General features: G+C 67.5%; 21 protein-coding genes and 2 pseudogenes. 12 read left to right on the forward strand and 11 right to left on the reverse strand.

Going from position 1 to position 22,364, the window contains the following annotated elements:
- Positions 1 to 186 precede the first annotated feature (186 nt).
- Positions 187 to 840 carry a Mu transposase domain-containing protein gene (locus tag ACH34W_RS39145; RefSeq protein ID WP_395966242.1) on the forward strand — a complete coding sequence of 218 codons (654 nt, stop codon included), beginning with the start codon at positions 187 to 189 and terminating at the stop codon, positions 838 to 840.
- Between the two features lie 144 nt (positions 841 to 984).
- Positions 985 to 1,676, forward strand: a pseudogene (locus tag ACH34W_RS39150) (ATP-binding protein).
- Here ACH34W_RS39150 and ACH34W_RS39155 read toward each other — a convergent pair.
- The 3 genes from ACH34W_RS39155 to ACH34W_RS39165 form a co-directional block, all read right to left on the reverse strand.
- Positions 1,600 to 2,004, reverse strand: coding sequence for a hypothetical protein (locus ACH34W_RS39155; protein ID WP_395966243.1), 405 nt, complete (start codon positions 2,002 to 2,004; stop codon positions 1,600 to 1,602). The pseudogene ACH34W_RS39150 and the gene ACH34W_RS39155 overlap by 77 nt on opposite strands.
- A gap of 1 nt (position 2,005) precedes the next feature.
- Positions 2,006 to 2,161, reverse strand: a complete 156-nt coding sequence (locus ACH34W_RS39160) for a hypothetical protein (RefSeq protein ID WP_395966244.1) — start codon at positions 2,159 to 2,161, stop codon at positions 2,006 to 2,008.
- A 548-nt stretch (positions 2,162 to 2,709) separates the two neighbouring features.
- Entirely contained in the window at positions 2,710 to 3,789 is a 1,080-nt protein-coding gene (locus ACH34W_RS39165; protein WP_395966245.1) for a helix-turn-helix domain-containing protein, read from the reverse strand.
- Between the two features lie 136 nt (positions 3,790 to 3,925).
- Between ACH34W_RS39165 and ACH34W_RS39170 the strand changes: the two genes are divergently transcribed.
- From ACH34W_RS39170 to ACH34W_RS39180, 3 genes and pseudogenes are all read left to right on the forward strand, one after another.
- Positions 3,926 to 4,393: a nuclear transport factor 2 family protein gene (locus ACH34W_RS39170; RefSeq protein WP_395966246.1), complete on the forward strand. Its 468-nt coding sequence runs from the start codon at positions 3,926 to 3,928 to the stop codon at positions 4,391 to 4,393.
- 192 nt (positions 4,394 to 4,585) lie between these two features.
- Positions 4,586 to 4,978, forward strand: a complete 393-nt coding sequence (locus ACH34W_RS39175) for a hypothetical protein (RefSeq protein WP_395966247.1) — start codon at positions 4,586 to 4,588, stop codon at positions 4,976 to 4,978.
- A gap of 269 nt (positions 4,979 to 5,247) precedes the next feature.
- Positions 5,248 to 5,580: pseudogene (locus ACH34W_RS39180) on the forward strand (Tn3 family transposase); the annotation flags it as partial.
- A gap of 24 nt (positions 5,581 to 5,604) precedes the next feature.
- Here the strand turns inward: ACH34W_RS39180 and ACH34W_RS39185 are convergent.
- Positions 5,605 to 5,901, reverse strand: a complete 297-nt coding sequence (locus ACH34W_RS39185; RefSeq protein WP_395966248.1) for a hypothetical protein — start codon at positions 5,899 to 5,901, stop codon at positions 5,605 to 5,607.
- Positions 5,902 to 6,256: 355 nt separating this feature from the next.
- On the opposite strand from ACH34W_RS39185, the gene ACH34W_RS39190 reads away from it, so the two are divergent.
- Positions 6,257 to 7,492 carry an IS110 family transposase gene (locus ACH34W_RS39190; protein WP_395966249.1) on the forward strand — a complete coding sequence of 412 codons (1,236 nt, stop codon included), beginning with the start codon at positions 6,257 to 6,259 and terminating at the stop codon, positions 7,490 to 7,492.
- 284 nt (positions 7,493 to 7,776) lie between these two features.
- Positions 7,777 to 9,003, forward strand: coding sequence for an NAD(P)/FAD-dependent oxidoreductase (locus ACH34W_RS39195; protein ID WP_395966250.1), 1,227 nt, complete (start codon positions 7,777 to 7,779; stop codon positions 9,001 to 9,003).
- Between the two features lie 34 nt (positions 9,004 to 9,037).
- On the opposite strand, the gene ACH34W_RS39200 is transcribed toward ACH34W_RS39195, so the two are convergent.
- Positions 9,038 to 9,721, reverse strand: coding sequence for a hypothetical protein (locus ACH34W_RS39200; RefSeq protein ID WP_395966251.1), 684 nt, complete (start codon positions 9,719 to 9,721; stop codon positions 9,038 to 9,040).
- Positions 9,722 to 9,767: 46 nt separating this feature from the next.
- Positions 9,768 to 10,868, reverse strand: coding sequence for an IS630 family transposase (locus tag ACH34W_RS39205; protein WP_395966252.1), 1,101 nt, complete (start codon positions 10,866 to 10,868; stop codon positions 9,768 to 9,770).
- Between the two features lie 67 nt (positions 10,869 to 10,935).
- Here ACH34W_RS39205 and ACH34W_RS39210 point away from each other — a divergent pair, with 67 nt between their 5' ends.
- Both ACH34W_RS39210 and ACH34W_RS39215 read left to right on the forward strand, forming a co-directional pair.
- Complete coding sequence (locus tag ACH34W_RS39210) at positions 10,936 to 11,877, forward strand: sigma-70 family RNA polymerase sigma factor (protein WP_395966253.1); 942 nt, start codon at positions 10,936 to 10,938, stop codon at positions 11,875 to 11,877.
- A gap of 339 nt (positions 11,878 to 12,216) precedes the next feature.
- Positions 12,217 to 13,134 (forward strand): hypothetical protein, encoded by a 918-nt coding sequence (locus ACH34W_RS39215; protein ID WP_395966254.1) that lies wholly within the window; start codon positions 12,217 to 12,219, stop codon positions 13,132 to 13,134.
- A 282-nt stretch (positions 13,135 to 13,416) separates the two neighbouring features.
- Here the strand turns inward: ACH34W_RS39215 and ACH34W_RS39220 are convergent, their stop codons facing one another.
- Positions 13,417 to 13,926: a transposase gene (locus ACH34W_RS39220; protein ID WP_395966255.1), complete on the reverse strand. Its 510-nt coding sequence runs from the start codon at positions 13,924 to 13,926 to the stop codon at positions 13,417 to 13,419.
- A 130-nt stretch (positions 13,927 to 14,056) separates the two neighbouring features.
- Here ACH34W_RS39220 and ACH34W_RS39225 point away from each other — a divergent pair, with 130 nt between their 5' ends.
- Both ACH34W_RS39225 and ACH34W_RS39230 read left to right on the forward strand, forming a co-directional pair.
- Positions 14,057 to 14,635 carry a hypothetical protein gene (locus tag ACH34W_RS39225; protein ID WP_395966256.1) on the forward strand — a complete coding sequence of 193 codons (579 nt, stop codon included), beginning with the start codon at positions 14,057 to 14,059 and terminating at the stop codon, positions 14,633 to 14,635.
- 79 nt (positions 14,636 to 14,714) lie between these two features.
- Entirely contained in the window at positions 14,715 to 16,298 is a 1,584-nt protein-coding gene (locus tag ACH34W_RS39230; RefSeq protein ID WP_395966257.1) for an ISKra4 family transposase, read from the forward strand.
- A 91-nt stretch (positions 16,299 to 16,389) separates the two neighbouring features.
- On the opposite strand, the gene ACH34W_RS39235 is transcribed toward ACH34W_RS39230, so the two are convergent.
- The 3 genes from ACH34W_RS39235 to ACH34W_RS39245 form a co-directional block, all read right to left on the reverse strand.
- Positions 16,390 to 16,893 (reverse strand): nucleoside phosphorylase, encoded by a 504-nt coding sequence (locus tag ACH34W_RS39235; RefSeq protein WP_395966258.1) that lies wholly within the window; start codon positions 16,891 to 16,893, stop codon positions 16,390 to 16,392.
- Between the two features lie 462 nt (positions 16,894 to 17,355).
- Positions 17,356 to 18,462 carry a winged helix DNA-binding domain-containing protein gene (locus ACH34W_RS39240; protein ID WP_395966260.1) on the reverse strand — a complete coding sequence of 369 codons (1,107 nt, stop codon included), beginning with the start codon at positions 18,460 to 18,462 and terminating at the stop codon, positions 17,356 to 17,358.
- A gap of 23 nt (positions 18,463 to 18,485) precedes the next feature.
- Complete coding sequence (locus tag ACH34W_RS39245) at positions 18,486 to 19,154, reverse strand: winged helix-turn-helix transcriptional regulator (RefSeq protein ID WP_395966261.1); 669 nt, start codon at positions 19,152 to 19,154, stop codon at positions 18,486 to 18,488.
- A gap of 124 nt (positions 19,155 to 19,278) precedes the next feature.
- Here ACH34W_RS39245 and ACH34W_RS39250 point away from each other — a divergent pair, with 124 nt between their 5' ends.
- Positions 19,279 to 20,742: an MFS transporter gene (locus ACH34W_RS39250; protein WP_395966262.1), complete on the forward strand. Its 1,464-nt coding sequence runs from the start codon at positions 19,279 to 19,281 to the stop codon at positions 20,740 to 20,742.
- 453 nt (positions 20,743 to 21,195) lie between these two features.
- Here the strand turns inward: ACH34W_RS39250 and ACH34W_RS39255 are convergent, their stop codons facing one another.
- A complete protein-coding gene (locus tag ACH34W_RS39255) occupies positions 21,196 to 22,326 on the reverse strand; it encodes a polysaccharide deacetylase family protein (protein WP_395966263.1) in 1,131 nt (376 codons plus the stop codon).
- Positions 22,327 to 22,364: the final 38 nt, after the last annotated feature.

Raw genomic sequence — 22,364 nt, forward strand, 5'->3', positions numbered from 1 at the left:
TGCAGGGTCTGCATGAGGTCGCAGCCAGGTTGGGTGGGCTGACGCTGGGCTGGCGGTTTGATCGGATGTCCACGGTCTTTGACCAGCACCGCGATGATGTGTCGGCTTCCTTTGCGCAGGTGGCCAAGTATTACGGCGCCCAGGTGCATGTTTGCCCGCCCAGGCGGGGGGCAGCGCAAGGGGTCGGTGGAGAAGTCCAACGACTATGCCGCCCAGCGGTGGTGGCGGACGGTGCCCGACGACATCACGCCCGAGCGGGCCCAGGCGTCGCTGGACGCCTGGTGCGAACGGACCCCAGATCTGCGGGTCCGCTTCAAGGACAAGCAGAAGATGACGGTGGCGACGTTCGCCGCGGCCGAGCCGTTGATGCCTCTGCCCGACCCGTTCCCGGCGATGCTTACCGTGGAGCGGACTGTGTCGCCGCAGGCGTTGGTGTCCTTTGACGGCAACTTCTACTCCGTCCCGCCCGGTCACCGTGATACCGAGGTCACCGTCACCCGCCGGCTCGGCGCTGAGGTCATCGACATCATCTCGGCCGCAGGGAACACCCTGGCCCGGCATCGTCTGGAGCCCAAGGGCGCTCATGTCGTCGTCCGGCCGGACGAGCATGTGGCGGCGCTGGAGAAGGCGGTGTTGGCCACCGCCGGTAACACCGATGCTCCGTGCCGCCGCAAGAAGCGGATCCCTCCCTCGGACCAAGCCCGGGACGAGGCCGAACGGGTCCGTGCCCGGCTGGCCGGTCGCGGCGTGTCCGACGACAGCGGGCCGGTGGTCGACTTCACCGCCTATGCCGCCGCCAGTCGCCCGATCACCACCGATCCGGCCGTGGGCAACAACTGATCGGCGCGCCCACCAATCACCACATCAACAGGGGGTTTCTTCATGTCCATGACCATCACCGCCGACCAGCTGGACCAGGGTGCTCCGCCCGGGAGCCCGGCGGAGATCTATCAACGGCTGCGCTCGCATCTGGCGTTCCTGAAGATGACCGCCGCGGCCGAGGCGTTGCCCGGCGTGCTCGACGATGCCCGTGACCAGGGCACCTCTCCGTTGGAGGCGATCGAGCAGCTGCTGTCGATCCAGGTCGATGCCACCGAGACCCGCCAGCAAGCCTCCCGGCTGCATTTCGCGAATCTGCCGGCGCCCTGGACGCTGGACGACTACGACTTCGCGGCCCAGCCGGTGTCGATGAGGCGCTGATCCGGGAGCTGTCAACGCTGCGGTTCCTGGACGACGCGGCCAACGTGCTGTTCATCGGCCCACCGGGCGTCGGGAAGACGATGCTGAGCATCTGCCTGGCGCGGCTGGCCGCCGAGGCCGGTCACAAGGCCTACTTCACCACCTGCGAAGAGCTCGTCGACCGGCTCAAAAAGGCCACCGCCGAGCACCGTCTCAAGACCGGGCTGCGGTTCTTCACCCAGCCCCGCCTTCTCGTGCTGGACGAGTTCGGGTATCGGCGCCTGGACGAGGACGGCCGGGCGTTGCTGTTCGAGGTGGTCAACGCCCGCTATCTCAAGGGATCGATCATCACGACCTCACATGTCGGGATCAATAAAGCGCACATGTTCCCGCGAATATGTGCAAGGCAGCGCCGAAACATCATGGGTTCGGGGGCGAGCCGCCGTTGCGGGCAGCGCGGTAGTCGGCGTATTCGTCGCCCAGGACGCCAAAGTTGACCCATCGGTCCTTGCGCGCACGCAGTTCCCGTTCCGCGAGATCGAGGGCTTGTTCAGGCGACTCGCATATGCCGATGTCGCGGCCTTCGCCGAGGTATTCCTCTTCGTCAAGCGGCGGGTACTCGCTGATGTCGTAGGTGCCGCCGAGGGCGTCTGGGCCGACATCCTCAACCTCATGGAGGGATACGGTCAGGCTGGACTTGGTGGGGCTTATCGTGGACCACCGCAGCGCCGGTCGGCCTTCCTGCTGAAACCCGCCGAGGAACTGCTCGATCGGCTTGCCGCGTCGCAGGGCTCCGATAGCGAAAGCCGGGGTCAAGTGCCGCATGTCATCGTCTCCGTTCATGCTCGTCGGGCAGGCGTCCTGGGTCGACACGGTCGGCGAGATAGATCATGACACCCTCGGGGTTCATCCCGAACGCCGCCGCGACGAGCTTGGGGTCCATGGTGTTGACCAGGTCGATCAGGCGGGTGGAGCGCAGCATCCGGGGTGGGACGCCGCAGGCGTCCAGGGCCTCCGCTCGGGTCCGTGCGACCAGATGAAGGGTAGCTCTGCGTAGCTAACGCAAGAACGGCCTGGGGCGGCGGGGTGGGTCCTGGCTCGCTGCTCCCGGACGTGATCCCGGCCGTCAAGGTAGAAGGTTGGCTGGCGGGGACCGGGCATAGGGCTTGCGGCCGTTCCCGGGTGGGTCTCCATGAGCTGTGGTTGGGGGACGGAGCCAGACCGAGCCGGGGGCGGATCCGGGGTGGCCACCCTGGTGTCGATTTCGCTGCCACTGGTCACCGGTACGTCCAGCGGAAGATAGCTTGATCGATCTTCGCGAACGCGGCCGACAGATCGGCATCTAAGATCCACACCCGGTTGGCCCGAGGGCCGCGAAGGCGTCTCCCGGATCGGACTGCGCTCAGCTCCCACCCGACTGCTGCGACAGTCCGGCGAGGAGGTCTTGCACCTCCTTCGATTCACCGCGCCTCACGGCGCACCAGCGCCTCGTGGCGCACGGTCTCCCACCTCCGCTCAAATCACAGCGCCTCACGGCGCACGCCGATCACTGGACAAACCCTCGGCGGCCGCCTGCGCGAACGATCGCAGGGTGTGGATGGTGGTATCGGGGATGGGCAGCGCGTCGAGATCGGCCCAAGCGAGGATGTCGGGTTGCGGAAACATCCTGGTGAGGCCAGCTGGGGCGAGGCCAGGCACGACCGTGCCGAACCGGCTGGCGAGGTCACCCAGGATGGCCCGTGCCCGTGAGGCATCCGGCACCCCGGCACGTACGATGTCGTGCACGCCGACTTCGAATGGATCCCAGGAACCGCACGAATTGGCAGGGTCGTCGAGGGCGAAGATGCGCCGGGCCCGGTGGACGTGGTGGATGAGGCCGTTGAGCCGGGGAAGATGTGCGACGAGCAGCAGTTCGGTCGGGGATCGCTGGGTAATCTCGATCATGCCGGGGTCATGATCGATGGAGATGATGCGCCGATAACAGGCGCCGGAGACTGCTTCGACGGTCGGTGTTGCGCGTGCGGCCAGGTGGCACAGGGCGGCCGCGAAATCGAGCGGCTTATCGTGGGCGAGCCGGATGGCCAGTCCGCCGTCGGCTTGGAGGCGGTCGGCGACCCGCCGCCGGGCCCGCAGCTCACGCGGGGTGCCGTGGAAGACGTCGGCGAGGACCCGGTTGAGCTGCCGAACGCTGCCGAAGCCCGCGGCGAAGGCAATGTCGGCTATGCGTAGGTCGGTGTCGTCGAGCAGCCGGCGGGCGAAGTGTGCGCGCCGGGAGCGGGCGAGTTGGTCGGGCGTGACCCCGGCATGCTGAAGAAATATGCGCCGCAGGTGACGCGGCGACACGCCGAGCCGGCCGGCAAGGCTGCTCTCCGTCGCGTCGTCCAGCGCTCCGTCGGCGATGAGTCGGACCCCGCGGCACACCAGTGCGGGCATGTCTGCGACGGTGATGGGTTCTTGCCGGTACGGGCGGCACCGATGGCAGGCGCGGTACCCGGCCGCTTCCGCCGCGGCCGCGGACGGGTAGCGGGTGGTGTTCGCCGGGTGGGGGCGGCCTGGGCAGTCGTCGCGGCAGTAGATGCCGGTGGTCAGGACGGCGCCGACTGCGTTCACGCTTCCAGCATGGCACCGACCGGCTCGCCGGATCGGACGGATCCGGACAGGGTGCCGATGCTGGCCGAATGTGACCAGACCTGCTGATCAGCAAACCGCGAGAATCCAGGTTCACCCATCTACAGGAGGTCGTCCCGTGAGTGCAGCATCGAGCAAGCAACGCGTCATCGACGCATGGAAGGTCTTTGCCACGCGTGATGCGGACCGGGTCCGCGACGTCTTCGCCCCCGACGCGCAGTGGCTCGCCCCCGCCGACAACGCGACCTCTCGCGCCATCGATGGAACGCACCATCTCATCGGGCGGGACCGTATCGTGCGATTCCTGACCGAGGAGTTCTCCACGGTCTTCGTCGACAACGTGTCCATCGAGTTCGGCGGCTTCTACGCCGACGGCGACACCGTGGTTGTCGAGATGCGGCTGCAGGCCACCCTCGCCCACGGTGGCCACTACGACAACGAATACTGCTTCATCTTCGAGCTGGAGTCCGGCCTGATCAAGCGGATCCGCGAATACATGGACACACAACGCGGCGCGGCATGGTTCCGCTCGCCCGCAACGGCGGACCGGCAGGGTCGACCCGAAGCGACAGCCACCCATCGCTAGTTTCGCTATCACCGCCTACCCACCCAACCGTCACTGGCACGTGAACACGGTCAGTGTGGGCGGCGTCAGCGAGGCTCGAGTAGGCCTTCCGCTCCCAAACGGTGTCCCCAGCCGTAAGGTAGCGGAGCGAAAGATCACGATTGCGGTTCGGCGCAAGCATGCTGACCGCCGAAGTAGAGAGGAAGGCTGTCTATGTCTTTTATCCGGAAGACTGTCTCCATCGCACTCGCGACCGTCACAGCGACGTTCGTCCTGGCCTCGCCAGCTGCGGCAAGCAGAAATCTCGGCTGGCTTTACACCGACAACAGGGGCGGCGCGGTGTTCTTCGACGCCGACCTGAACGACACCGCAGGTCTGGAGAAGATCACTGTCTGCGACAACGCGTCGAACGGTTGGGGCGTCCGGGCCGTTGTTGACGACTTCGACGGCGTAGGGTCGTACACCGTTGAGGATCCGTCGAACGATGGCCACTGTAAAGCCATCCAGGGCCAGTTCTTCACCGAGGAGCACCGCATAGACGTTATGGTCTACGAGTACCGGGGCTCGGAAACCCGAAACCTCGCGCTTGGGTCTGGGGTATCGTGACGGCCGCCGACTAGCGCATAACCCTGCGGGCCTGCAGACCACCCCCTGCATCCAGGTCGGTCTGGTCGTTCCCGGCGGCAAGAAGAACGGCCCCGGCGTCCGGGGCGCCATGCTCCACGGCTACGAGCCCGTCTGGAGGTCGAGCACCAGCTCATCCAAGACGCCGATGAGCGCGGCTGGACCCGCGAGGTTGAACGGCACACAGCCACGGCTGGCCGTCTACAGGGCCTTCTTAGCGATCTCGACCAACGGGACACGTCGCCTCCGAGGGGCTACGCCGGGAGATCCACGAGGGTCTTCAGGTCGTGGAGAACTGGAACTCCGCCAACACCGACCTGTTCTACGGCAGCGCCGGCACCATCCCCGGCAGCGGCAAGGAGCACCAGGAGGTGTCCATGTTCTGCCTGCACCTGCTCCAGTCCGCGCTGGTGTTCATCAACACCTTGTTCGTCCAGTCCGTACTCAAGGACCTCGCCTGGCAGCAGCGGCTCACCGACGCCGACAAGCGCGGCCTGTCGCCCCTGTTCTGGTCCAACGCCAACCTCTACGGCACGATCGACATTGACATGGGCCGCCGCCTCGACCTCGGCCTCGCGGCCTGATCCCGTCCCGTCCCCCTCGTTCGGTCAGGCCGATCGAGGGGACGGGACGCACTGGTGATCGGGCAGCAGATCGCCCAGCGCGGTTCGGACGGCGGCGCGGCTCACCCCGTAGGCGCGGGCGAGCGCCGCGATCGAGGTGCCCTGATCGATGTATGTCGACCGCACCTCCTCCAACTCGGCGCCCGCCAGCGCGGGCGGGCGGCCGCGATAGCGGCCCTCGGCCTCGGCCGCGACGATTCCTTCGGCGGTGAGTTCGTTTTGCAGGTCGCGCTGGAAGGCGAGGGCACTGGATGCCTGTCCCCAGACCGGTCCGACCGGCACCCGCTCACCCCCGATCGCGGCCGTCGTGATCAGCGGATGCCGGGCTGATGAGCCTGACTTTGGGAGGGCCCTGTCGAGGTCTCACCCCAGACGGGCCCTCCCGGCATTCTCCCGTCACGGCGGTGGCGATTGGTGAAGCGTGGTGTTCGTGGTTCGAGCCCGTTCGCAGGGCTGATCTCCCAAACGCGGCCGAGCCGGTGAGCTCTTGCGGCAGAAGGAGATGCCTGCGGATCGCTGGAGTCGCGAACGGCTGATCGGATGTCGGACCGGCGAGTCCTTCGATTAGCGGGCCGCGCGTCTCCGCTGCGGCTGTGAGCTGCACCGATAGATCGGTCACCTGTTCTTTGGAGGAGCGTTGGCGAAGCTGTTCTGCGGGATCGACTGGGCCGAACACCACCACGACGTCGCCGTCGTCGACGGCAGTGGAGTCCGGGTCGCCAAGGCGCGCATCACCAACGACGCCGCGGGCTTGCGCACGCTGCTGGAACTGCTGGCCGAGGTCGGCGACCATCCCGGCGAACCGATCCCGGTCGCGATCGAGAAGCCGCACGGACTGCTGGTCGCCAGCCTGCGCGTCACCGGCCGCAAGGTGTTCGCCATCAACCCCTGTGCGGTCTCGCGCTATCGCGGCCGCCATGGCATGGCGGGCAAGAAGTCCGACGAGCAGGACGCGCTGACCCTGGCCAACATTCTGCGCACCGATATGGCCGCGCACCGGCCACTGCCCGCAGACTCCGACCTGGCCCGCGCGATCACCGTGCTGGCCCGCGCCCAACAGGACGCGGTCTGGGACCGCATCCAACTCGGCCAGCGGATCCGCTCGCTGCTGCACGACTACTACGCCGCCGGCCTGGAGGCATTCGCGCACCTGCGCAACGGCGGCGTCACCAAAGCCGAAGCCCGCGTCATCCTCGCTCTGGCGCCCACCCCGGCCCGCGCCGCCACCCTCACCCGCGGCCAGATCCGCGCGGCACTCAAACGCGCAGGCCGAGCCCGGCACGTTGAGCAGGACGTCGAACGCCTCCACCAGATCTTCCGCGCCGAGCACATGCGCGTGCCCAGGCCAGTCGAACAGGCCATGGGCCATCAGCTCACCGCACTGCTCGGCCAGCTCGAAGCTACCTGCACCGCCGAGCAGGACCTGGCCACCGCCGTCGGGCAAGCCTTCACCCAACACCCTGACGCCGCCATCATCATCAGCTTCCCCGGCGTCGGCCCGCTGGTCGGCGCGCGCATCCTGGCCGAACTCGGCGACGACCGGACCCGCTTCGCCGACGCCCGCGGCCTGAAGGCCTACGCCGGATCGGCGCCGGTCACCCGCGCCAGCGGACGCTCTTTGCACATCATGAACCGCAAGGTGAAGAACGACCGCCTGGCCGCCGCCGGCTACGTCTGGGCCTTCGCCGCCCTGCGCCCATCACCAGGCGCTCGCGCGCACTACGACCGCCGCCGAAATGCCGACGACCCGCACACCGCAGCGCTGCGCCACCTGTTCAACCGCTTGATCGGCTGCCTCTATCACTGTCTCCAAGCACGCAAAACCTATGACGAAACCACCGCGTTCCCACCCCGCTTGGCAGCCGCCGCTTGACACGTCAATGTGCTCGGATGTCTGGGGACACGTTCGGGAGCGGAGGGCCCGTTCGGCGAGTTCGCCCACGGACATCTTCCGCTTGGCGAGGATGACGTCGATGTCGACGGTGATCGGCATCAGATCACCTCGTTCAGCTCGCGGCCTGCCTGCATCTGCGCCGCGAGGATCGTTGGGCGACGCTCCTGCCGCTCTGTGACTCATGCCACATGCAGTTCCTGTCAGCAATCGGGGCGCTGTTCCGCTCAAGTCACCGAGAGCAAGCGAACCGACAGGAGCAGCACATGAAGCACCGCATCGTCGTCCTCGGCGCCGGCTATGCCGGGGCCTACGTGGCCGGGACCCTGGCCCGCCGGCTGTCCCCGGCGGACACCGAGATCACCGTGGTCAACGCCGTGCCGGACTTCGTCCAGCGAATGCGGCTGCACCAGCTCGCGGCCGGCCAGGACATCGAGGCTCCGAAGCTCGCCGACGTTTTCGCGGGCACGGAGATACGGCTGCGCGTGGCCCGTGTCACCGCCGTCGACCCCGAGCGCCAGGTCGTCGCCGTGGCCGACGCCGACGGCGGCGGCGAGCTCGGCTACGACACGCTCTTGTACGCGCTCGGCAGCCACGGCGACGACAGCGCCGTCCCCGGCGCGGCCGAGCACGCCTTCGACGTCGCCAGCCGTCCCTCGGCGCTGCGCCTGCGCGAGCGCCTGGACAGCCTGGGCAGGCGGGGCGAAAGCGGCAGTGTGGTGGTCGTCGGCGACGGGTTGACCGGCATCGAGACCGCGACCGAGATCGCCGAATCCCGGCCTGGCCTGTCGGTGGCGCTCATCGCCCGCGGCGAGCTGGGCGCCCGGCTGTCCGCTGGTGCCCGCAGCCACCTGCGCCGGGCCTGCGACCGGCTGGGCATCACCGTCCTGGAGCACACCAGCGTCCAAGCCGTCGAGGCGACGCGGGTGCTGTGCGCCGACGGCACCGCCCTGGCGTCCGACGCGACCGTGTGGACGGTCGGGTTCGCGGTCGACCCCATCGCCGCCGCCGGCGGGCTGGAGGTCACCGAGAGCGGTCAGATCGTCGTCGATCGCACCATGCGGTCGGTCTCGCACCCGAACGTCTACGCCATCGGTGACAGCGTCTACGCCGTCGGCGACAACGGCCGGCCGCTGCCGATGTCCTGCGCTTCGGCCGGCTACACCGGCCGGCAGGCCATCGAGGCGATCGTGGGACGCCTGACCGGCCGCAAGGTCCCGAACACCAAGCTGGTCTACACGTACAACACCATCAGCCTCGGGCGACGGGACGGGATCCTGCAGACGGTCGACGACGAAGGGCAGGCAAAGCCGAAGCACATGGGCGGACGGAAGCCCGCACGGATCAAGGAGGTCACCATCAAGATGGCGCTGTGGGCCACCTCGCACCCGACCTTCGGCCTGCCCAAGCGCAAGCGCCGCCTGGCCGCCGCGCCGGACGCGAACACCGAGAACATGGTCCCCCGTCGCGAAGGCGGTCGCGTTGCCTCCTAGTGTCTCGTGATTCCGCTGACGGAATCACGAGACACTAGTGGAGCCGTTCGTCCAGACGTTCCCTTAGGGGTGCGTAGTCATACCCAGGAAACAGTTCTGAGAACACGGTAAGCATGTCTTCGAGTTTACTGACAATTTGCCTGAATTCACGGTCACCGAGTGAAACATCACAGAAAAGGTAGTGCCAGCCGGAGGTTCCCTTGGTGATGGTCAGTGCGGCCAGGTAATCGCAGTAATCGATGTCCATTTTGAACACCCCAATGCGGAAGTCGTGAAACCAGACCTCCGGTAGTGGCATATCGGGTTTTATGCGTAGCGCTGCAAATGTTCCCGTCCCGCTCCCGGGGTGGTGATCGATGACGCGGAGCTCGGAATAGAGTTGCCGCTCAAACGGGGTTTCTCCCCAATCGATGTCCGGCGCGTTGACGTTCATGGATGTGAGGAGATGGCGAATGGTGAACTCGCCTGTCAACTGGATCCCTGGGCGCTCGATCCGCCAATGACTGGAGAACCAATTAAATCGGACGAAGCATCGCTGGAGAGAATGATCCAGGGAGATTCCGTGCCATATGGAGATCTTTTCAAAAACCTCCCGGGCGTCGCCATATTCTTCGATAACCTGACCCGGCTTAGCAGAGAAAATCTGCACATGCGGATTTTCCGTCAGCTGTCCATGCATCGCCAGCAGGTGGGTCTCGCACTCGGTGAGAACGGCCATCGGCGCACCTCGCTTTCTAAATTTGATCGAGCTAAACCAATGCGATCTAGTGCCAGTTCGAGTTGTTATTGACGAGTTTTCTCACGTTGGTGGCGACGAGACGGACCTTCGCGAGGACCTCGCCGGCGGTCGCGGTCCAGGTGAACGGTTTCGCGTTCTCGTTCCAGGAGTTGATGTAGTCGCGGATCTGCTTGATGAGGACATTGACGCTGGAGGGCGTGCTGCGGCGGATCGACTGCCGGGTGAGGATTCCGAACCAGATCTCGATCTGGTTCAGCCACGACGAGCCGATGGGAGTGAAGTGGAAGTGGACGTGCGGGTTCTTGACCAGCCACTCCTTGACCTCCGCAGTGGTGTGTGTCGAGAGGTTGTCCAGGACGACATGGATCTCCTTCCCAGCGTGCGGTTTCACTGCCTTCTTGAGGAAGGCCAGGAAGTCCTTGCCGTTCCGGGTCGGCTTGCACTCGCCAAGCACTTCGCCGGTGGCCACGTTCAGGGCGGCGAACAGGTTTGTGGTGCCGTGCCGGACGTAGTCGGCGGTGCGTTTCTCGCTCGCCGCGAAGGCGACCGGCAGCACCGGCTGGGTGCGGTCCAGTGCCTGGATCTGCGTCTTCTCGTCGATGGAGAGGACCACCGCGCCGCCCGGCGGGGCCAGATACAGGCCGATCACATCGGCCACCTTCGCCGCGAACGCGGGGTCTTTGGAAATCTTGAAGGTGCCGGACCGGTGCGGCTTCAGGCTCTGCTCCCGCCAGATGCGCGCGATGTAGTGCCAGGACACCGAGATGTTCTCGGTCCGCTTCAGATACTTCGCCAACTCCCGCGTGGACCAGTGCGAAAGACCCGTGCCGTCCGGTGGCGTCATACGTGTCAGCGCGATGACGCAGGCCCGCACTCGGGCCGGCACTTGTTCCCGGGGCCCACCGGGCCGGTCGCCTTCCAGCCCGGCCACGCCACGCTCGGCATACCGAGTTTTCCAGCGGTCGACCGTCGGCAGCGAGACCCCGAGCAACTCGGCAATGTCCTTGCGCCGACGGCCCTCGCCGGACCACAGGACGATACGAACCCGCGTCGCGATGTCAGCGGGTACGTCCCGGCTGTTCACCAACTCCCGCAGCTCGGCGGCCTGTTCCACAGAGATCTCCATGCCGATAGATCGAACCAGACAAGATCAAGTAACGCTGACGGAATCACGAGACACTAGGGTGGTCCGTGTGGACAGCACCGACACCAGTCGGTTTGAGGCCAGCCGGAACCGGCTGGCCTCGCTGGCGTACCGGCTGCTGGGCTGCGCCGCCGACGCCGAAGATGCCGTGCAGGAGGCGTTCCTGCATTGGCAGGCCGCCGACCGGCAGCTGATCAAGGTGCCGGAGGCATGGCTGACCAAGGTCGTCACCAACGTCTGCCTGGACCGGCTCCGCTCGGCACAGGCCCGCCGCGAACGCACCGTCGGCGCCTGGCTGCCCGACCCGCTCCTTGACGGCGACCCGATGCTCGGCCCGGCCGACACCGTCGAGCAGCGCGACTCGGTCTCGCTGGCCGTGCTGACGCTCATGGAGCGCCTGTCACCCCTCGAGCGGGCCGTCTACGTCCTGCGCGAAGCGTTCTCCTACAGCCACGCCGAGATCGCCGAGATCCTCGACATCACCGAGTCCACAAGCCAGCAGCACCTCCATCGGGCCCGGCGCCGCATCACCGCCGCGCGCCGCCGCAGCGGCGGCGAAGTCGCCCCGGCATCCGCCCGCAGGATCGTCGAGGAATTCCTCGCCGCCGCGTCCTCGGGCCGCACCGAACGGCTGGTGGCGCTGCTCACCGACGACGCGATCGCGATCTCCGACGGCGCCGGCCTGACCGAGAAGCTGCTGCGGTACGACACCGCGCAGCGCATCGCCGCCGTCGCACGGGCCGGCTTCACACCCACACCCGCAAAACGGCGATTCGCAGGCGGCACGCCCGCCATTCACCACGCGCTCGTCAACGGCGCCCCCGCCATCCTCTTCGTGCTCGGCGACCAGGTCATCGGCGCCGTGACGTTCGACATCACAGGCGGCAAGATCGCAACCGTGCGCGGCATCGCCGCCCCCACACGCCTCGCCCGCCTCACCGAAACCTGGCGGCAGCACGAACCGGACACGCCGCTCATCACCCAGTGGTGACCCGACGCTGACCTCGGCCAGGCTACAGCGCCCGCGTTTCATAGGTGGTCGCCTATGAAACACGATGAGCGCGCAGGCGCGTGTCGGTTTCCGGAGTCCTCTGCATTGATTCCCGAAGTGGTCTTCACCGGCTGATGCACAGTGGTGCGATCACTCCGGTCTCTGAAGCCCGTCCGGATCGAGGTTCTGGCGACATGCGGCGATCTGTTCGGCCGCTGACGCATCGTTACTCTTGATCGGGCGCGCCGCGCGCTCCGTCCGCTGCGTCGTCCGCGACCCCACTGTCAGACCCTTCTGTGACGATCGTGGACGTCTCCACCCCGTTTCATGGAAGTACTGATGACCGACCAGATAGTTGAGGATGACGCCCCCTCAGTGCTGGACCTACGGGCCCCCGCCCTGGTGCTCGACCCGTTCCCTGGTGAGGGCACTGCTGCCAGCACCCCAGGCGACCTCGTCTTCTCCGACGACGGTCGGTACCTCGCTGTCACCAGTCAGGACTGCGAGCTGGTGGTGTTCCGCACCGAGGACTGGACCGAGCACGTGCGCGTCAGCGGCAGCGTGCTCTGGGGCCAGGACATCCAGTGGGTGCCCGGCACCCACCGGCTCTGCAAGCGCCTCCTGGAGGGCGAGGGGCGCCGGGACGAGGCGGCGCCGACCCGCGCCTATGACGTCGACACGCATGCCGAAGTGGCGATCCCGCCGCAGCCGCGCGAGGTCCGTTCCCGCACTGGCCGATACCGTGCCGACACCGGGTACGGCCGCTACCAGGCTGACGGTGGCTACGGCGGCTTCACCGGCTACGGCGCCTGGGTCGATGTGCTGTCCTCCGCCGGCGGGTCGCGCCGGCTGCACCTGCCACGGGGCAAGGCGCGAGTCGCGAGGGTCTCCTTCACTGGCGACGAGCGGCGGATGTTCGTCGGGCTGGGGGATGCCGTTCACATGGTGGATCTCGAAAGCGGAGCAGTTGTCGCGTCGCTTGCCGGGGTCGGAGCCGATGCGGTCGTCCGGCCGGACGGGGCCTATCTGGTGGCGAGCGCTGGACGGAGTCCGTTCACGAGCGAGCACGAGCGGATCGACCTTTGGCGGATCTCCGACACGGCGCTGCTGATGCGCTGCTGGTCTGGTGGGTATTACCTCCCCGCGTTCGACTGGTCACCTGACGGTGGCATGCTCGCCACCTCTGTTGTAACGGGATTCCAGGGCTATGGCGGCGAGATACGTGTCTACCAGCCCGGCGAGCCCCTGGCCGAATAGCGTCCGTCTGTCGGCTTCGGAAACCGACATGCATCCGACCCGTGGACGGCGGTATCTCCGCCCGACCCGGCCCCCTAACGCCGTCGGCCGGTCGGTTGTTGCTCAAGGCCCGTCTACTCCCGCGTCTCCGCCGCGACCCAGTCCCTTCTTCGCCAGCGCCACATCCTCACCGAGGCCGGCCTCCTCATCCGCGTCGAAGGCGTCGCCTGTCGGTGTACGGGCTCAAGTGCAGAGCCAGGTACAGGTAAATGGGCTCTGTCGCTGATCTTGTGACGTTGTTGTTCAGGTGCGGAGCAAGATCCGCTTTCGGAGAAGGTCGAAGTTCGCCCTTCCGTATCCCTGCCTTTTGACCAGCTTCACTCGCGTGTTCTGCCCTTCGGCCTGGCCAGAGCTCCAGGGGAGGGACAGGCCGGCGGTGACGGCGTCCAGGTCGTAGGTGAGGCCGACGGCGAATTGCCGGAGATAGGGCAGGTCGTCGTCGCGGACGGCAGCGATCCAGTCCGGGGGGCGTTGGCCTTGCAGGTGCTTCATCATGACAGCGAAGGTGCGGACGTGGTTGACGGTGGTCTGGAGTTCGGGGCAGGCGGTCCGGATCTGTTTGAGCTCCAGGGCGGTGTCGGGGTGGAGGTGACCGGGGTCGGTCGTGATCCATCGGGCGACTTTGCGTGGCCGTGGGACTGGCCGCGGCGGTGGTGGCGGGACGGCGTCTTCTTTGAGGAGGCGCACGTAGAGGCCGACGGTGCTGGAACTGCCGCGATACCCCTGCGGTAGGAGTTCGCGGAAGAGTTGCATGGCGTTGCGGCATCCCTGTTGGGTGCAGCTCGAGTTCAGTGGCTGTCTGAGCTGGGCGTTGGTGGTCGTGGCTGTTTGATCGCGAGACCAGCTTCTACTGTGGGTGCAGGGGTGCGAGGCGGTGGTTGCGATGGGCTCGTTGCTGGAGGAGCTGGCGCGGCGGGAGGCCGCCGTCCGGCAGCGGATCGAGGAGATCCGTGAGCAGATCGCCGATCTGGAGTCACGGCTGGAGACCGAGGAAGATCTGCTGTCTCGGCTGGCGATCACCCGCCAGATGGTGGAGGAGATTTTCGGTGAGGCGGCCCACTTGGCCGAGGAGCGGGTCGGTGCGGCAGAGCCCATCGAGGCTGCTGCTGGCTCTGGTGAGGCGTCGGTGGGGCAGGCGGTGCCGCGTGGGGTGATGACGGTGCCGCCATGGCGGCCGGGCATTGGAGCGGGGGTGTTGCCGCAGGTGTACCGGGACGCGGTGGAGATCATGGCCGATGCAGGCAAGGCGGTGCGGGCCGGGCAGATCCTTCAGGCGATGGGGGTGGCGGACGAGGCCGCCAAGCGGGAGGGGCTGCGGTCCAAGCTCAAGCGGCTGGTCGAGCGGGGCTGGGCGCGTGAGGACGGGCCGGGGTTGTTCGCGGTGGCCGAGCCGGTGGCGCGCGAGATGGGTGGGCGGTCCGCGGTGCCAGAGGACGGCATCGACACGTCACCGGGCGGGTGATTGCGGGCAAGGCCCTTCTCCCGGCAGGTTCGTAGGTAGCGAACCGACACGAGCCCGCGCCGGGGAGAAGGGCCTTGTGATGGCACCGTACGACGCAGCCGTCACCGCTGACTTGTTTGCGGCCGCGAAGAACACCCTTGACTGTCTGATCGGACAGCTCACCGCCCCGGTCACCGCGTCCTGGACACACGACCGGCTCGAGGACCTGCTCACCGAGCAAGGGCGTGAGCTGCAGCGCCAGCTGTTGCAGGCGCATCCGGACCTGCGGGCGCTGCGTGAGCAGCAGGCCGTGCTGGAGGTCCGCCGCGACAGGGCCCGACGAGACCGGGCCGGAGCCGGCCGTTCTGGGGTGGTGGGGGCCGACGGCGTGGTGCGGCGGTGGGTGGAGACCGGGCACCAGCGCGCGTTGGCGACGGCGGTGGGGCCGGTGACCGTCACCCGCTGCGCCTGGCGCGCACCCCAGGTGCGCAATCTCTATCCGGCGGACGCGGCATTGGGGCTGCCGGCCGGACGGCACTCGCACGGGCTGGCCCGCCTGGCCGTGACCGAGGCGGTGCGCGGGTCGTTCGACACCGCCAAGGCCGCGATCCAGACCCGTTGCGGCAAGGTGCTCGGCAAACGCCAGCTCGAGCATCTGGTGCAGCACGCCGCCGTCGACGTCGACGCCTTCTACGCCGCACAGATGCCGGTGCCGCGGACCGCTGAGGAACTGCTGGTGCTCAGCTTCGACGGCAAGGGCATCGTGATGCGCCCCGACGCGCTCCGCCCGGCCACACGAAAGGCCGCCGCCCGGCACCGGCGTGTGTTCCGCACCCGGCTGGCCTCGGGCGAGAAGCCAGGGCGAAAACGCATGGCCACTCTTGGGGTCGTCCACGACGCCATCCCCGGCCCCAGACGCCCACACGACGTGATCAGCATCGGGGAGCGCAGCGGCGACCGCACGGTGCGGGCCGGACCGGCCGCGACCGGGAAATGGATCTACGGATCGGTCGCCGAGCCCGCTCACACGGTCATCGGTCGCGTATTCGACCACGCTCACGCCCGCGACCCCATGCACGCCCGGACCTGGGTGGTGCTGGTCGACGGCGACCGTCACCAACTCGAGCTGATCCGCGCCGAAGCGGCCCGTCGCCATGCCCGCATCCACATCGTCTGCGACCTGATCCACGTGCTGGAATACCTCTGGCGGGCGGCCCGCTGTGTGCATTCCCCCGACGATGACGCAGCTGAAGGCTGGGTCGCGGCGCACGCTCTGGCGTTGCTGAGGGGCAGCCTCGCCCAGGCCGTCATCATGCTGCGCGACCAGGCCGACCGGCTGCCCCGTCATCGCCGGGACGCCATCGAGGCAGCGATCGGCTACCTGACCGGCCACGCCGAATACCTCCGCTACCACCAGGCCCTGGCCGCGGGGTGGCCGATCGCCACCGGCGTCATCGAAGGCACGGTCCGCCACATCGTCGGCGACCGCCTCGAAATCACAGGAGCCAGGTGGGGCCTGTCCGGAGCCGAGGCAATTCTCAAGCTCCGCGCCCTGATCAGCAACGGAGACCTGGACGACTATTGGCAGTTCCATCTTGATCGAGAGCACCACCGCGTCCACGACCATCATCGACACAAGAACAATCTCACAGCCCTACCTCAACCACCGGCCCCGAGGAACTAACGGGCAGGACCGCTCAGGCGAGGCGGCCACCCGGGTGGACGAACACCGCGAGGCTCCAGCATGCCCACACGGCCACAGCCGCCGACCTCACTCAGAGCCCGGCTGCTGTTTCGATGGCGATCTGGAGGAGTTCGTCGCGTGCCTCGGCGGCGGTCCAGTTGCGGTGATGCCATGCGCGCCCGCTGAGGTCGTCTCCGGCATACAGGTATTGGCAGAACTTCACGCCGCGGAACTGGGCGACAGCCAGGAAGGCCGCGGTCTCCATCTCAACCGTGACGCAGCCCTGCTGCTGACGGGCGTGAACCCGGGCTTTGGTCTCCCGGAAGGGAGCATCGGTGGTCCAGGTCATGCCGGTGGTGAACGGGACCCCTCGATCGAGAAGGACGCCGGTGGCCGCTTTCACCAGCGCCGGGTCAGCGTGAATAGTCGGCGCGGGCGGTGCGTAGTGATAGGACGTGCCCTCATCACGCACGGCCGCGTCCGGGACAACGACATGCCCCATGTCAAGATCGGGCTGAAGTGCTCCCGCACCACCGCATGCGACGAAAACGCGACCGCCGGCGGCAACCGCCTTCTCGAAGTGGTGAACGGCCAACGGCGCGCGCCCACACCGGGATGGAAGACCGCCACCGAGGTCCCGCCATGCGTCACTTGATAGATCTTGTGGCCGCCCATCTCGGCAGAGAACTCACCAATCTGCCGCCCAGCGTGGCTGTCGGGCAGACCGGCCACCACCTCTGGGAAGAAACACAACACGACACGCTCCGGCAAACGCTCGCTCAACCTCGGCGGAGTCGGGGCCACCAACGCGTCATCGACGGCGTCGAACTCTGTCAGCGGGAGATCCACGCTGTGATCATGCCTCACGGCAGCAGAACGATGCTGTGGATTATCGGCCGAGCGGCAGTCGCAACCCTGGAACAGCGCCATCATGGCCGGTCACACCTGACCATTCGCTGCCTACCGGCCATGGTCACCGGTCCATCAACACTCACTGAGCCGGAGCTACACCCCAGCAGGGTTGCTGAGACGACGGCGCGTGCGCCCAGGGATGGGCTCACAGCAGGGTTGCTGAGACGACGGCGCGTGCGCCCAGGAACGCGCCCAGCTCGTCGGCCGCGCCCTGGAGCGCGGCGGTCTCGGCGGCGTCGAACGGCCGGAACAGCGCCGCCTCGAGCACGACGGCGTCGGCTCGGACCGTGCGCTTCCAGCGGCCGGCCACCTGCGTGTCGACCACGATGACGCCGTTCGGCAGGGCGAGCTTGTCCGGTGCCGCTGCCACCAGGCCACCGAGGTCGAGCAGATGTTTGCTCTGCCGGTAACCGACGATGTACTCGTCGTACGCCTGCAGCAGCCGCACCGATGGGGACGGGGGCGGTGCGGGGGCGTTCCCCGGCGCGGACCAGTAGGTGACGCCGTCGACGTCGGTGCTCTCCAGCGCGTCGCCGGCGAGTGACAGCCCGGTGGCGATGTCGTCGCGCGTGAGGCTGGACCACCACGACAGGTCCTTCGCCGTTGCCGGGCCGTGGCTGGTGAAGAACCGGCGGACGATCTCGGCTAGCGCCGCCTCGCGTTCCATGCTCGCCGCCTGCGGGACCCGCTCCTCGATCAGCGCGTACGTGTGCTGCTTCCCCCGCAGTGGGCCGCTGCAGATCACCCGCTCCAGTTCGGCGTGGATGAGGATGTAGCCGAGCCGGAATCCCTTCGCGGTGATGCCATGGTGGGCGAGCAGCGCCGCGATCTCGGTGCGGGTCAGGTGGTTCCCGCCGGCGACGGCATGGGCGATCAGGTCAGTGGTGCGGCGCAGCAGCGGGCCGTCGAGCTCGCCCTGCCGGTAGGCGTAGCCGTTGAGCGCGTGCACCCGTGGGGCCGTCAGCTCCAGCAGCCAGCACAGGTCGGCGGGGGTCACAAAGTGCCACGTCGGGCGCAGTACGTGCGTGCGGAGGATGGCGCCGTCGTCGAACGCGCGATCGAGGTCTGCGTCGGTGACGCCGGGGCCGAGCCGCTGGGCGATCGCCCACTTCGCCGGGTGGTAGTCCTGTGACTGAAGCCCGCCGAACCAGCCGACCACCTCGGCGGCGTCGGCGAACGGGGCCGGCTGCACGCTGCCCAGGCCGACGGCGCCGGTGCGGCGGCGGGCCAGCTCGAGCCCGTCCAGAAGCATGCGATCGGACTCCTTCGAGGGACTCAGCCGGCGGGGGCCGCGGGCGTGGGCAAGGGGAACAGTTCCAGGAAGCGGCGGACCATGGCGATGTCCCCCTCCACCTGCACCGCGCCCTCCCCTATCGCTTCGTCGAGGTCGCGTTCGCCCCAGAGGATCGTGTTGACGGTCGCCGAGTCGCCGACGATGGTCGCGTCGGCTGCGGACGCGTCCCCGCGTTCGATGTGGAACCGGCCGTCCGACACCGAGGCGGCGAACTCGTCGAGCCCGAAGCGCAAGCCGATGCGGCCGGTGAGGCCCCGCGCCGCCTCGGGACTGAACAGCGCCCGCAGCGCCAGGACGAGTGCGTCGACGCTCAGCGGGGCGTCGTGCTGCATCGAGGGGGAACGGCCGCCCCAGCGGCCGAGGGAGATGACCACCGGTTCCAGCTCCAGGCCCCAATCGGTGAGTTCGTAGACCTTGGAAGCCGCCGGAGGACCGAGCGTGCGCCTGCGCACCACCCCTGCGGCCTCGAGCTCTCGCAGCCGCTGGGAGATGACGTTCGGGGCCGCGCCAGGGAGTCCGTTGCGCAGGTCGGTGAATCGTTTGGGGCCGAGCAGTAGCTCGCGGACGACGAGCAGCGCCCATCGGTCTCCGACGAGCTGGAGGGCGTGCGCCGTCGCGCAGCCGTCCACGTAGGAACGCTTCCCTGCCATAGGGCCCACTCTACCGGCGGGTTGTCCCCGTTTACACCTAAGAGATTGTGATTCTGAGAGTCATAGTTGTAATTTACTATCACCAAAGTGTTTTTAAGGACTAGTTCCGGGAGTCGGAGGGACTGTGCAACCTGAATCGATCAACGCCCCACCTGGGCCGGATCCGCGGCGATGGAAGGCCCTGGCGTTGCTGGGCACCGCGTTCTTCATGGTCATCCTGGACGCGACGATCGTCCTCACGGCGATCCCGTCCATGCAGCAGGACCTGGGCTTCACGGTGTCCGGAGTGCAGTGGGTGCTGACCGCCTACGCGCTGACCTTCGCCGGCCTGATGTTGTTCTTCGGCCGCATGGCCGATCTGCTCGGCAGGCGGCGCGTCTTCATGGCCGGGCTCGCGCTGTTCATCGCATCATCGATCATGTGCGGTGCCGCCTGGTCGGCGGAGGTGCTCGTCGCGGCCCGGTCCCTCCAGGGGTTGTCGGCGGCGATCATGGCCCCCACCGCGTTGTCCATCGTCGTCGCCACGTTCTCCGACAGCGCCGAGCGGAACAAGGCGCTCGGGGTCTGGGGCGGCCTGGGCGGGGTCGGCGCCACCGCCGGCCTGCTGCTCGGCGGGCTGATCACCGACGGGCTGGGCTGGGAGTGGATCTTCTACCTGAACGTTCCGGTCGGCTTGGTCATCCTCGCGCTGTGCCCGGTGCTGCTGCGGGAGAGCCGGGAGCGGGCGGCGGGCAAGAAGTTCGACGTGGTCGGCGCCATCACGATCACCGTGGCTCCGCTGCTGATCGCCTACGCAGTCATCCAGGCGCCGGAGTCCGGCTGGGCCAGTGCCACGACCATCGGCCTCCTCCTCGCCGCCCTCGCCGTCCTGGTGCTGTTCGTCTTCGTCGAATCCCGTTCCGCCGCTCCCCTGGTGCCACTGCGGATCTTCCGCAACCGCACTCTGGTGGGCGGCAACCTCCTGATGCTGGTGGTGGGCCTGACTGTCGACGGCATGCTGTTCCCGCTCACGTTGTACGCGCAGCAGGTCCTCCGGTATTCGGCGCTGCAATTCGGTCTCATCAGCGCGGTCATGACCGTGATGTCGGTTGTCGGGGCGTTCGCCGGACAGGCGCTCGTCACCAGGCTGGGCATCCGGCCGATCGCCATCGCCGGAACGCTGCTGATCGGCGCGGGATGCCTGCTCCTGATCCCCGTGTCGGTGAACGGGTCGTTCGGCGACATGGTGTGGGGTCTGCTGCTCTTCGGGCCGGGCATGGGAGCTGTCTTCGTCGCCGCTCAGATCGCCGCGCTCACCGGCGTCCCCGAGGAGGAATCCGGTCTGGCCGCGGGCCTGGTCGACACCCTGTTCAACATCGGCAGCGCACTCGGCATCGCCACGGTCACCTCGGTGGCGATCGCGGTGGCCGGTGAACCCGCCGATTCGATCGCCGCCCTCAACGACGGACTGCGCGCCGCGTTCGCGCTAGCGGCCGTCTTCGCGGCGCTGGGCCTTGCCGTAGCGCTGTTCGTCCTGACCCGCCCTGCGGAAGTCGCCAACGACACCGCGGTCTCCGAACCCGTTTCCACCGCTGGAGGACCCGCATGAAGGCCAAGACCAACGTCGCCGGCACATACCGAATAGCGACAGACTGATACTGCCGCCGTTTGCGTCTGCGGACAGGGCCCCGGCAGTTCAGGGTTGTGAACTGCCGGGGCCTTGCCGTGGCCGGATCCGTGTTAGACGACAGGACCGGACCGACTCCCGCGCGTGTTCCCTAGCGCGCGATGGGCCCAGGCGACTGGTTGCCGTGTAACCGCCAGGGCCTCTATGTCGTCTTGTGTCCGCTTCGCCGACAAGGGCATCTCAACCAGAGCCCAAGATATGGATCTAAGAATCCCAGATGGCAGCCATGGCTGCGGCGACGGGAACTGCCGTGCAAGGGGACGTTGACGCACACGCCTGGCCGCCCGTGAGCCGAGATCCCGGTCACGGGCGGCGCTGTCGGCCGTTCCGGCGAACGCCGTAAAAGGCTCAGGCACCGGAGCGTTCGAGGGTGGCTCAGGTTGCTTTGTAGGCCAGCACTTTGGCGCGGAGCTTCTTGTTGACCTCTTCGGTCTTATGGGCCGGAACGGCGATGGTGTCGGGCGCGCCATCGGAGGTGTAACGGTCGGCTGGGTTCTGCTTGAGCGAGTCGAGCCAGCCCTGGGAGCAGAACTGTTCGCAATTGCCACCCGAGTTGCCGGCCCTGATGCGCGGGATGGCCAGCGGATCGAAACGAGCGGCGAACGGCGAGGCCGCCGGAGTGTATCCCGCGCGGAAGACCCCTTTGTTGGAGTACGAGGTGGAACCCGCGCGGCCGGTTGCGGCCCACTGCGGCTTCCGGGGCGTGTTGCCGTACGGCAGGGCAAGCGTTATCGGTGCCGGGCCGCCCAGCCCCGTGATGAGGGCGTGCCCCGCAGCGATCTGCTGGGTCACCTGCTCCTGGCTCTTGCCGCTCAGGTCCAGGTGGTCCTTGGTGTGATTGCCGATCTCGAATCCGTTGGTCGCCAGCCATGCCAGCGCTTGGCGTTGTTGGGAGCTCTCATGAAGCTGAAACAGGTCCCGGATGACATAGAAGGTCGCCACCGGCCGGAAGCCCGGGTACCGCGCGCCGACGTCGCGGATGATGCCTGCTGCGCTGTCGGGGGTCGGCTCGCCGTTCGCGGTGAAGGTGAGCTGCGAGGGCGAGGAGTCGTCCAGGGTGATCACCACGGGATGCCGCCCGGCCGGGATGTTGATCCGTCCCGTCACGTACTCGGCGGCGGTCACCGGTACGTACCCCTCCGTGGCCAGCCGTTCCAGTTCTGCGCGGAACTGTGCCGGGGTGCGGTCGTCCGCCACTGATGGTTTCGCGACGATCCGGTGGTACATCAGCACCGGGATGTCCCCGACCTCGTTCGCCTTGGCTGCGGCGGCGTTGGAGATCTTGGCGTGTGCCGCGGCCTTGGAGGCCTTTGCCTGCTGCGCCAACTTCGCGTCCGCCGCAAGCTTCTTATTGTCGTCCGTGCATGCGGTCAGCATGGAGGCGCCCAACACCACGGAAGTCACACAGAACATGACACGAGCTTTCATGCCTCTGGTCTTGCCGGTGTGGCTCTCCGTCAAGATCAACCATAGGTGCGTCGTTGGTAAATTATTCGCCAGCGTCACCTTGCCTCGGCGCGTCGCCTGACCTGAAGCAACAGCAC

The sequence above is a fragment of the Actinomadura sp. 6N118 genome (genome assembly GCF_044326415.1).
GTDB lineage: Bacteria > Actinomycetota > Actinomycetes > Streptosporangiales > Streptosporangiaceae > Spirillospora.

What these genes read in the sequence shown, in the direction of transcription:
- ACH34W_RS39155 (WP_395966243.1), bottom strand. Translation starts at nt 2,004, where the DNA reads ATGCGGCACTTGACCCCGGCTTTCGCTATCGGAGCCCTGCGACGCGGC.
- ACH34W_RS39160 (WP_395966244.1), bottom strand. Translation starts at nt 2,161, where the DNA reads ATGCTGCGCTCCACCCGCCTGATCGACCTGGTCAACACCATGGACCCC.
- ACH34W_RS39175 (WP_395966247.1), top strand. Translation starts at nt 4,586, where the DNA reads ATGTCTTTTATCCGGAAGACTGTCTCCATCGCACTCGCGACCGTCACA.
- ACH34W_RS39195 (WP_395966250.1), top strand. Translation starts at nt 7,777, where the DNA reads ATGAAGCACCGCATCGTCGTCCTCGGCGCCGGCTATGCCGGGGCCTAC.
- ACH34W_RS39200 (WP_395966251.1), bottom strand. Translation starts at nt 9,721, where the DNA reads ATGGCCGTTCTCACCGAGTGCGAGACCCACCTGCTGGCGATGCATGGA.
- ACH34W_RS39205 (WP_395966252.1), bottom strand. Translation starts at nt 10,868, where the DNA reads ATGGAGATCTCTGTGGAACAGGCCGCCGAGCTGCGGGAGTTGGTGAAC.
- ACH34W_RS39215 (WP_395966254.1), top strand. Translation starts at nt 12,217, where the DNA reads ATGACCGACCAGATAGTTGAGGATGACGCCCCCTCAGTGCTGGACCTA.
- ACH34W_RS39220 (WP_395966255.1), bottom strand. Translation starts at nt 13,926, where the DNA reads ATGCAACTCTTCCGCGAACTCCTACCGCAGGGGTATCGCGGCAGTTCC.
- ACH34W_RS39225 (WP_395966256.1), top strand. Translation starts at nt 14,057, where the DNA reads ATGGGCTCGTTGCTGGAGGAGCTGGCGCGGCGGGAGGCCGCCGTCCGG.
- ACH34W_RS39230 (WP_395966257.1), top strand. Translation starts at nt 14,715, where the DNA reads ATGGCACCGTACGACGCAGCCGTCACCGCTGACTTGTTTGCGGCCGCG.
- ACH34W_RS39240 (WP_395966260.1), bottom strand. Translation starts at nt 18,462, where the DNA reads ATGCTTCTGGACGGGCTCGAGCTGGCCCGCCGCCGCACCGGCGCCGTC.
- ACH34W_RS39245 (WP_395966261.1), bottom strand. Translation starts at nt 19,154, where the DNA reads ATGGCAGGGAAGCGTTCCTACGTGGACGGCTGCGCGACGGCGCACGCC.